Below are 10,863 nucleotides of genomic sequence, written 5' to 3' on the forward strand. Positions count from 1 at the left end.
GCTTCAATGTTGGGCCAAGGCCCAACCTACAACTCTATTTAAAAATCCTTAAGTTTAGCGTTTTGTCTCAATCGATGGAAAACATCTTAAGAAAATTTTATGGAAACTGCTTATTATAACGATCAAAATCACGTAGATGAATGCGGTCCCATTCACGCATGTCTAATACTGAACCATCATAAGCCATAAAATCTTCGCGAGTAGTCGGCAAATTGTAGTAATAAATATCACTGGCACCTGTAGCTAAAGTACTTTGATGATTCACTGATGAAATTTCGGCAACAGAATGCCCATGAGTCTTCACAAAACTGCGTAATGCTCGCAAATAGCGCCCTTTAAAGTGCGCATACTCCCAAAGCTCTACATCCAGGCGATTAACAGTTCCTGCTAATTGGATACGTGCTCTTTTTTTCGCTCTAATCGTTAACGTATCGCTTTTTAGCCAATAAAAACTAAACCATACATCCCCATTCACCATCAAATTGGTAATATTGGCAACCCCATTAAGTTGAAGCTTCGGGTTTCCTTGAAAATACAGCTGCAAATTCTGGCTATTAATACCATTAATTTCCGTCAAACCACTGCCTACTAGGGTAAGACGACGTAAATTAATTGCACCACTCAAACGAGTTGTCCCATTATTTTCTATGTATAGCTCTAAAGAATTAGAGTGCAATCGGCCGCCATTAATAGTACCTAAACCTTTGTAGCTAAATCGATAAAGAGATTGTCCTTGAATATCGGCATGAATTGTACCATGGCGCGGGAAGCCATCACCTAAAGTCAAATAAAAAGTATTTTGTGACACCACCACTTTGAGCTGTTGCAAATCACGTGGATCACCACGAAGCACCACCTGAGGCCTGCGATACCCTGTATGCAAAGTAACATTAATCCGCCCTTGTACCTCGACTTGGCTAAAGGAAGATAATCGCTTGTATTGAGTGACCCTTTTAACGGGTAAAGAATCAGCGGAAACTGATGGTTTTTTGGCACCATAGTGAGCACAAGAGGCCAGAAAAATAATCACTAAAATCAATGAACAACACCACTTACGCATAATTTTTATCCCTAATCAATAATTCCTCTACATTAGAGGAAGTTCTCCTAATGTGCAAGGTAGTATTAGGGATAACAATACTAAGTCTTATTATTTGAGGGTACAGGAGAATCTGTACGACTTTCCTGATTGTCTTTAGTCGATGTCTGCTTTCTTCGCTCATTAAAAAAATTGCGATGCGACTTAGGAGATGACATATCAGAATTTACTAAATCACAAAATTCTGAATACTCTTTTTCATCGAAAGGAGGTAATTCTTTTAAGTTTTCATCAGGACTTAATTGCGTATTAATCAGAGAATTTGTACCCATAGCCAATCCTAACGCGGCTCCCATCGCGTTAAAACCCATTCCCAAAGGCAAAAAGACTGTGCTGGTAAAGACAATTACAGGAACTAAAGCTTCAATGATCACTGAACGCACTAAATGAGCCATTTGGAATGTCGCCACTTGCTCTTGATATTCAGTTTCTGCTTGTAATTTTTTAATTTCAAGATAAACAAGTTTTTTCTTGTTATCATTCAAGCGATTATTAGCCAGTAGAAGTGTCTTCAAGTCTTCGATTTTGCTATCAAAACTATCTCTTGCTTCTTTTGCTCCCTGACGTCCTTTATAAACCTCTATTCCACCTTTAATACCATTACTAATCACCGTCATCGCAAAGCATAAAACAGAACCTACAATATTTAAGGTAAATGCCGTACTTGCAGCAATCGGCATGAAAGGCATAGTAAGTAATACGAAAGCGAGCATTAACCCAACCGCATAACCAACATTATTATATAAGCTTAATTTTTGTAGCTTCCAATCGTATTCACATTGCTCAATTTTTTTATGTAAAGAGGCAATTTGCATGTCGATAAGCGCTACTTTACGCTTGTACTCTTCCTGGTTTTGTTTGCTTTCAAGTGATTCTTTTTGCTCGTTTAAACTCAGAATTTGCTGATTATAATCGTTTATTTGCTCATTATATTGTGCTTCTTGTTCAGCAAAATCCCATAAAGCAACGGTAATATCAAAAATCAATAAGGCAATAGTTAAGGCATCTCCAGCAGCACCCAAAGTCCCTGGACCAACCAACCAAAAATAACAGAGAAGATTTGCTGTACCCCATAATGAATCATTCAGTAAAGTGAATTTACGCAGATTCCACTGGGTTTTAAAACGTTGCCAAGAATCTGGCGTCAAGGTTGCTTCTTCTTCACTCATCCACGGATGTTTAATGGTATGTTTCATTAATAAAAATAAATTCAATGAAAAACGAAAATAATACAAGCCCCAACTTAAAGCACCAGTATAAAGATCAGGAGCTCTCACTACCTCTGCAGCAATTTTTGCATTGTAAAAATCCTCTGGCAATAAACTGAGCATAGTCTTCAGGAATGAAGAACCCCAAATCCAGTACAATCTTTTATCGTTTAAAGCCCCTAAAGATTCTTTAAGCGTTTTGGATTTGCGATCCATCATTGCAGTTAGTTGCTTGGCAAACTCATGGGCAAAAGGGATAGCGCAATATTTAACAGGTATCCCATCAGTAAAATACTCTTGCTCTGGTGCTTTTTTTCTTTGCGCTTGTAACGCGGGATTTAAGGCATCTAAGAGCTCATTATAACGTTTTATTTGGTGTATATATGTTTCTTTATTCTCTTTGATATTATGTTTTAAATCATAATCATTGCGTGCAATCACTTGCAAAAGAGCCATGTTCAAATTATGCTTTAGTTGCTCTTTTTCTTTTTCCTGCCAATAAGAAATCGCTGTCTTATCTGTATTGTTTAAAACATCAAGATAATAATTTAAATTAGTAAAATATTCTGGCTCAGAAGTTTCTTTGCTGTAAGATATTAATTCAAAGTTTACAGCATCTAACAGAATATTGCAGTGGACTATATGCTCTGCATATATTTTTTGATTTTCTGTTTTTTGATGCTTATATTCATATTCATTTTGTGCTCTAAGCAATACAAGAGCCATTTGCAGATCGTGCTTTAATTGCTGTTTTCTTTTTAGATCCAAATAAGAAATCATTACTTTATCAGTGCTTTTTAACACAGAAAGATAATAATTTAAGGAGGTGAGAAAATCGCCGCGTTTATGCAAAAAACCCTCAGCATTTAATTTTACTGATTCATCAGACTCAATTTGCGTCATAAAATATAGATGAAAAGGATCGCTGCTAGCACTCATAATCATATCACCTTGTCGTCACGTTAATTATTGGCGACTCATTCTTTAATAATATATAGTAGTAAAAAAAATAAGTATGCTCTTTTTTATATCATATTATTATTTTTGAAAACAAGAATTAATTGATTCACTTTACACAATTGATACTAAAGTTAGCTACTTCTTTATAGGATTTAACTGTAGCCTGACAAAAGCCAGTTATGGCATAATTTCATACAAGAAGGCATTCACCAATAATGTAAGGTTCAATACATGAAAAAAGCAGTAATATTATTATCCGGCGGCTTAGACTCAACAACCTGTCTTGCCTTGGCCAAGTCACAAGACTTTTCTTGCTATGTATTAAGCTTTTCTTATGGGCAAAGACATACCGCTGAATTACTTGCTGCAACACGTATTGCCCAACATTTTCAAGTTGCTGAACATAAAATTGTTACTCTAGACACCGATTTATTCCGTAATTCGGCCTTAACTGATACAACAATTTCTATTCCCAAATATCAAAAGAGTTGCGAAATCCCCGTCACTTATGTACCCGCACGTAATACTATATTTCTTGCAATGGCCTTGGGATTTGCAGAATCCATAGGTGCACGTGATATTTTTATTGGTGCAAGCTCTATTGACTATTCACACTACCCAGATTGCCGCCCTGAATTCATTACTGCATTTCAAACTTTAGCAAATTTAGCGACTAAAGCAGGTATCAGTGGCGACCTATTTACCATCCATGCCCCTTTGCAGCACTTAACTAAAGTAGAAACCATAAAGTTAGGTATCCATCTTGGCGTTGATTATAGTCTTACTGTATCTTGTTATCAAGCAAAAGAATCTGGAGAGGCCTGTGGGCACTGCGACAGTTGCACCTTTAGAAAACGTGGTTTTGCAGGAGCTGAAATTGCTGATCCGACTTTATATCAGAAGCCTTAAGGGGCTCACAAAAAACTACCAAGAATCAAGTATAACTTCTCTAACTAAGAAATCAGATAGTTCAGCTTTTAATTTTGACCATCTAGTGGATGCTGCGGACTAGCCGTGGCACGTAGGCAGCGGGTGAAATGTCAACAATCAACAGTCCCTAGTAAAAGCTTAACTTTTTTTAATTGGTTAAAATTTACAATTTTGTTACAATATATTGAACACTTTGGGTTCACCCACTGTTAAATCATTGGTATGCTTTTTCGCCTTTTATTCACATGGAATGAAAATGATTACCTTCAAAAAAGTTCTAGTTACAATTCGAGATTTGCCTACTACGATATTTATTCACTTAGTAATTGGGTTACTTGGTGGTACCAAGAAAAATGAACAGGGTGAGTTTAGATTAGATTCTAAAACCAAAAAACCAATAGAGTTTCATGGTCTATTAGACTACCTGCTTGATGGAGTAAAAGCCATAGGCAAAGGCATCTCTAACTTTATTGGCAATCATAAGCAAGCAATCACTCTAGCATTTTGGGCCTCATTCTTTGCAGCAAGTGGCGTTGCATTAGCGTTATTCTACTGGCCCGTGGTATTAACTATTGTTGCAGACTATTCATTTTATGGTTGGTCAATTGCCAAAATTGCAGGTGCTGATACCTTATCACAACTAGGCCTTGCTTCTAGTTTAGCATTTGCTGCTACATCAACACTTACTTATATAAGCGCCACAATCATTAATATAGTTATGGCAATCATAGACTCTTGTTGTCCCCCTTCTCAAATTAATGATAGCAATAGCAGCAACAACGAGGAACACATGAACCAAAGTCCTAACGAAACAAGACGATTATTAGGGGGCAAACAAAAGCTATATAAAGAATCAGGATCTTCAACACCAAAAAATCCCCCAAGTAAAGAGAACGAATCAACTAGTAGTGCTCACAATATTCATCGCCTGCATCATGCAACCAAGCGTTTAAACAGTGAGATTGACGTTTTACAAGGTAATGCCGCTAGTATGTCCGCTAATCCGTTATTTCCATCCTAAGGACGCAGTTTATGCTGCATTTTTTAGTGTATTATCCCAAGTTAACTACAGCATTTATTTCCTATTTGCGCTATAATCAGCCGTTTTTATATACGCAGGTTCATCGGGTTGATGAGGAGTTTAATGAACATGGCAACAGAACGAAAAATGCTAGTCACCAGCGCCCTTCCCTATGCTAATGGGCATTTGCATCTTGGACATCTAGTCGAACATATTCAAACAGACATTTGGGTTCGTACACATAAAATGGCAGGGATTCAGTGTATTAGCGTCTGTGGTGATGATGCACATGGAACTCCAATTATGCTCAAAGCAGAGCAAATGAGTATTACTCCTGAACAATTAACTGCACAAATAAAAATAAGCCATGAACAAGATTTTAAAGACTTTGCGATTAGGTATGATTGTTACCATACTACTCATTCCGCTGAAAATAGAACGCTAGCCTCTGCAATCTATGAAAAACTAGCGGCTGGCGGCCATATTGTTAAAAAAACTATTCGCCAAGCCTATGATCCGGTAAAAGAAATGTTTCTTCCAGACCGTTATGTTAAAGGAACCTGTCCTAAGTGTGGGGCCAAGGATCAATACGGCGATAACTGCGAAGTATGTGGTTCAACCTATTCACCTACTGATTTAATTGACCCAGTATCAGCAATTTCAGGGGCAACTCCGATAGAAAAAGATTCGGAGCATTACTTTTTTGATTTGCCAAAATTTGAAACTTTGTTGAAAGACTGGACACGAAAAGGGCATCTCCAAACTGAAGTTACTAATAAATTAGATGAGTGGTTTATCGCTGGCTTAAAACAATGGGATATTTCCCGTGATGCTCCTTATTTTGGTTTCCCTATTCCAGGAACCACTGATAAATATTTTTATGTCTGGTTAGATGCACCCATTGGTTATATGGCCAGCTTTAAGAAATATTGCGACGAGCATCATGTTTCTTTCGCAGAGTTCTGGGATAAAGACTCAACAACCGAATTATACCATTTTGTAGGTAAAGACATTGTGTATTTCCATGCCTTATTCTGGCCAGCCATGTTAGCAGCAAGTGAACATCGCTTGCCTACAGCAGTTTATACACATGGCTTTTTAACAATTAATGGTCAAAAAATGTCTAAATCGCGCGGAACTTTCATTGAAGCCAAGACCTATTTACAACACTTAAATCCTGAATACTTGCGCTATTATTTTGCTGCTAAATTAAATGGTAAAGTAGATGATTTGGATCTAAATTTCGAAGATTTTACCAACAGAATCAATGCCGATTTAGTGGGAAAAATTGTTAATATTGCCAGCCGTTGTGCGGGGTTTATCAATAAACGTTTTGCCAACAGCCTAAGCAGTACTTTAAGTACCCCACAGCTCTATCAAGAACTTTTAGACGCACGCCCTACAATAATAGATGCCTACATCAGCCGTGATTATGCGAAAGCAATTCGTTGCATTATGGATTGTGCTGATAAAGTAAATCAATATATTGATACCCATAAGCCTTGGGTATTGGCTAAAGAAGAAGAACGTTTAGCCGACGTTCAAGACATTTGTACAATGGGAATCAATTTATTTCGTATCTTAATGACTTATTTAAAACCGGTGTTACCCATTATGGCAGAAGCAGCAGAACAATTTTTAAATTGTGCTCCGTTGACATGGGATAATATTAATGCTCCTTTGGTAAACCATTGTATCAATGCGTTTCATCCTTTAATGGTTCGCGTAGAAAAAGAAAAAATAGAAGCCATGCTGGAACAGTCTAAACAGGTGAATGATGGCCTTAGTTAAAGAAATTGATGCGCTTTTACCACAAACTCAATGTGGTGAATGCAATTATTCTGGGTGTTTACCTTATGCTGAAGCAATTGCACAAGGCAACGCCCCCATTAATAAATGTCCTCCAGGAGGAGTGGCTACCGTAAAAGCGCTAGGAGCATTATTAGACATTGATTACTCACCTTATCTCGAAGAAGCTTTAGCCCAAACACGCGAGCCCGCCGTTGCATTGATCCGTGAAGAAGAATGCATTGGTTGTACTAAATGCATCAAAGCCTGCCCGGTCGATGCGATTGTTGGCAGTACTAAACTCATGCACGCAGTGATTGTTCATGAATGCACTGGATGTGGCTTATGCGTTGCTCCCTGCCCAGTAGATTGTATTGAAATGGTTTCCTTACCAGAACCAGGTTTTGATAAAGATCGAGCTCGCCAACGCCATCATGCCAAACAAACTCGCTTATTACGCGATGAGCATGAAAAACAACAAGCCTACCGTGAAAAACGCCGCTTAGCTTTACAATCAGAAAATCAAACGCAAGAAATCAAAGCAAAGCAGGATTATATCCAACAAGCCTTTGCGCGCGTTAAAGCGAAAAAAAACTCATGAAGAAAGAAAAAATACGTGAAATTTTTACGCGTTTTCGAGCGCAAAACCCAAATCCTACTACCGAACTGGTATATCATTCGACTTTTGAATTATTAATTGCCGTTATGCTTTCAGCGCAAGCCACTGACGTTAGTGTCAATAAGGCAACAGCTAAATTATTTCCAATAGCAAATACCCCTCAAACCATTTTGAATTTAGGCGTAGATGGCTTAAAAGAATACATTAAATCGATAGGTCTTTATAACAGCAAAGCACAAAATGTGATAAAAACCTGTACATTGTTGCTGCAAAAATATCATGGTGAAGTACCCAATCAACGCGAAGCCTTAGAATCCTTACCGGGTATTGGACGAAAAACTGCTAATGTTGTCCTTAACACAGCATTTGGCAAACCCACAATGGCTGTTGATACTCATATATTTCGCGTCGCTAATCGCACTGGCATTGCTCCTGGTAAAACACCCTTGGCCGTGGAGCGAGAACTATTAAAAAATATTCCAGCCGAATTCTTACACGATGCTCATCACTGGCTGATTTTACATGGGCGCTATGTGTGTACTGCAAGAAACCCACATTGTAAAACTTGCATTATTCAGGATCTTTGTATGTTTAAAGATAAAAATCTCTAACATGAAGGCGTGTCTTCATTTAATTGCCCTATTATCGAACGCTCCGAGCTCTAGCATTCCGAATCTTTTACCCCTAGAATAAGCCTTTGATGTTTCAGGGAGAAAAACTATGGGATGGTGGTCATCAATTGGCACGGGAATGAAATGGGCGTGGGACAAAGGGCAGACACCTTTGGCAATCACTACCACTTATGCAGCAAATACAATGGTGCAGGTATATAATCAAGGGATAGCACTAAAATCCTCAATTCCTGGATTAACTACTCCAGAAAACCTTAAAGTGGTAAAAGCAGTCTCTAAAATCTTCATTTTTAAAATGGTACCATTGCTTTTGTTAAATGCTTTTAATTCTTATCTGCAAAGAATAATTCATGAACCACAGGATGACAATGCTCCTCTGTGGCAAAATAATATAATGGTTCTATCTGGTGCAACTCTTATCAATTGGAGTGTCTGGTTTTATACTCAGAGAGAAAGTGTGACTTTATTAGTGGAAACAATGGCGATTGATATGATTGGGCCAATTGCCGCAACAGCTCATTTAGACACAATTCCCCGCTCTCCAAATGACCCTTGCGAGATAAATCACTGTAATTTTAAGCGTCGTCTAAAAGGCAATTTACGCGAATTCTTTAGTCTCTTTGCAATTGATGCAACCGCGATTGGCATCAGTTATATTCCTTATGTAGGAAAGCAAGCCGCTTTTATCTTTTCACTGTATTCCCATGGAAATGTAATTGTTCACGCAGTTAAATACAATATAAATTGTGCTTGGCACCGCTCTACAGATAGTGAAACCATTTTAGTTTTAGGCACAACCTATACACTTACTGACATGCTTATAAAGTACATGCTAGAACATACTGTAGGGTCTACTCCAATAATGGTTCATAAATCATTAAACCACATTATGGTTCTAGGATTGATTAATAATGCAGCGCACATGCCTATCAGATATGTGAAATTAGGTGAGGGAACATTGGCTTATGATCCATTTTTTCTTTATGAGCGTGGTGTTGACTATGTTATCGATAGAATTTTTGCATGGAACCTAGCCTTATTGAAAACATTGTTTCGTCCCAATCCAGAGCAACCATCTCTAATTTTCACGTGGATTTTAAAATCATTAAAAAGCGCATTAGACAGCGACTTAGAAAAAGTTGAAGCACCTCAACCTGGATTTTTTGCATCAGTAACAAGGAAAATACGCCCTCCAGTCACAAGAAATGCCTACGAATTTGTGAGTGATCCAGTGTTACGTATTTTCTGGGCGGATTTTCATGCAATCGTGGCAAAGATTGTAAAAATTATTAATAGTGTAGGGCATACTGTTAATGCCCACACCAAAGTACCAGTAGTAGCTACGGCAACATCCAATGGTATCCCATATTTTTTACATCAAAAATATGGGATATCTCCTAGAATAACCTCATTTCTCATTGAGCTCTGCAAACAAGATGATTTTTTAGCGTTGACCCATTCTCTTAACGAGTTCGTCAAAAGACTAGATCCGAAAAAGATGCCTAAACTGCCCCTACTGCCTGACAACCTTCTTTACTCCTTGCATGAAAGTAAAGAACTTCCCCCTGTTGCTGAAGACTCAAGTAAAACGCACGCATCAATCCGTGATGAAATCAAAAGGAACCCCGTAGAAGTTATTCCAAAGAAAAATCACGAAGTCAATGCTCATTACTTCTTGAAACAGAAAAGTCAGCGTGAGGTAGTCAACTCTCATAACTTCCTAAAGCATACACCAAGTCAGCGTGAGGTAGTCAACTCTCATGACTTCCTAAAGCATACACCAAGTCAGCATGAGGCAGTCAACTCTCATCGTTTCCTAAAGCCTATACAAGAGCAAACAACTTATAAGGTCAATTCAGGAAATAGATTAAAACCAAGCGGTTAAAATCTAAGGGACCCACACGAAAATTGAGTATAACTTACTATTTTTTATATAAAATGAACCAGATACCTCAGCTGCCAGTGCTGCTGTATTGGGGCCAGATTTATCAATATGTGGTAGCCCACTAGAACTAATTGTCTTTTTGAAAAACTTCGGTACTGCAGATCAAAGATATCTTAGTGTAGGATTAATTCAAATTAATTGAGAATTACTGTCATCCTTTATCTGTTGTCCTTTATATTAATTCACTTCTGTTGTAACTTAAGATAAACGTTTCAACGCTTTGTTATTAACTTGGAGGCATGGGATGCTTTCAAAAAAAGTCCTATCATCTAATGAGACGACGCTTCGAAGAAGGTTCTTCATCAAAATTTGAAGTAGTTCAAGCAGAAACACTTTTGCAGTAGGCGAATTCAGATCTAAAGGATAATGCCGGAGAAAATATGGCCTTAATCAGACACATTACAATGAACATGCTAAACAATGCAAAAAACTATTTAAAAATATTGGACTCAAAGTCTTACGTAAAAAAGCAGGGTGGGATAATGAAACAATAGATGTAATTTTCAGGCAAGGTTTTTAATGAGACAACCGTGATCTACTGACCAGGGTTGTCTCATTTGAATTTTTGAGACTCCCTTCTACCGCTTGCGGGAGAAGGGTTGGGGGTGAGGGTATCTTTAATCCGATTAGTTTTCAATTAAATCCAAAATTTTCTCCATTA

Annotated in this window: 8 protein-coding genes; 6 read left to right on the forward strand and 2 right to left on the reverse strand. The window is 37.8% G+C overall.

Annotated features, from left to right (window positions below):
• Window positions 1-97 precede the first annotated feature (97 nt).
• Together QM652_RS12675 and QM652_RS12680 are read right to left on the reverse strand one after the other, a co-directional pair.
• Window positions 98-1,060, reverse strand: a complete 963-nt coding sequence (locus tag QM652_RS12675) for a GIN domain-containing protein (RefSeq protein WP_415076377.1) — start codon at window positions 1,058-1,060, stop codon at window positions 98-100.
• An 80-nt stretch (window positions 1,061-1,140) separates the two neighbouring features.
• Window positions 1,141-3,246, reverse strand: coding sequence for a hypothetical protein (locus tag QM652_RS12680; RefSeq protein WP_415076379.1), 2,106 nt, complete (start codon window positions 3,244-3,246; stop codon window positions 1,141-1,143).
• 252 nt (window positions 3,247-3,498) lie between these two features.
• Here QM652_RS12680 and queC point away from each other — a divergent pair, with 252 nt between their 5' ends.
• The 6 genes from queC to QM652_RS12710 all read left to right on the forward strand — a co-directional run bounded on the left by queC (window position 3,499) and on the right by QM652_RS12710 (window position 10,142).
• Window positions 3,499-4,176 (forward strand): 7-cyano-7-deazaguanine synthase QueC, encoded by a 678-nt coding sequence (gene queC / locus QM652_RS12685; protein WP_415076381.1) that lies wholly within the window; start codon window positions 3,499-3,501, stop codon window positions 4,174-4,176.
• 277 nt (window positions 4,177-4,453) lie between these two features.
• Window positions 4,454-5,218, forward strand: a complete 765-nt coding sequence (locus QM652_RS12690; protein ID WP_415076383.1) for a hypothetical protein — start codon at window positions 4,454-4,456, stop codon at window positions 5,216-5,218.
• 129 nt (window positions 5,219-5,347) lie between these two features.
• A complete protein-coding gene (gene metG / locus QM652_RS12695; RefSeq protein WP_415076389.1) occupies window positions 5,348-7,009 on the forward strand; it encodes a methionine--tRNA ligase in 1,662 nt (553 codons plus the stop codon).
• Window positions 6,996-7,607, forward strand: a complete 612-nt coding sequence (locus tag QM652_RS12700) for an RnfABCDGE type electron transport complex subunit B (RefSeq protein WP_415076391.1) — start codon at window positions 6,996-6,998, stop codon at window positions 7,605-7,607. Before metG ends, QM652_RS12700 begins: the two co-directional genes overlap by 14 nt.
• A complete protein-coding gene (nth, locus tag QM652_RS12705; RefSeq protein ID WP_415076385.1) occupies window positions 7,604-8,236 on the forward strand; it encodes an endonuclease III in 633 nt (210 codons plus the stop codon). The genes QM652_RS12700 and nth overlap by 4 nt, the downstream gene beginning before the upstream one ends.
• Before the next feature lie 109 nt (window positions 8,237-8,345).
• A complete protein-coding gene (locus QM652_RS12710) occupies window positions 8,346-10,142 on the forward strand; it encodes a hypothetical protein (protein WP_415076387.1) in 1,797 nt (598 codons plus the stop codon).
• Window positions 10,143-10,863: the final 721 nt, after the last annotated feature.

The organism is Legionella sp. (assembly GCF_047605385.1).
In the GTDB taxonomy this organism is placed as follows: Bacteria; Pseudomonadota; Gammaproteobacteria; order Legionellales; family Legionellaceae; genus Legionella.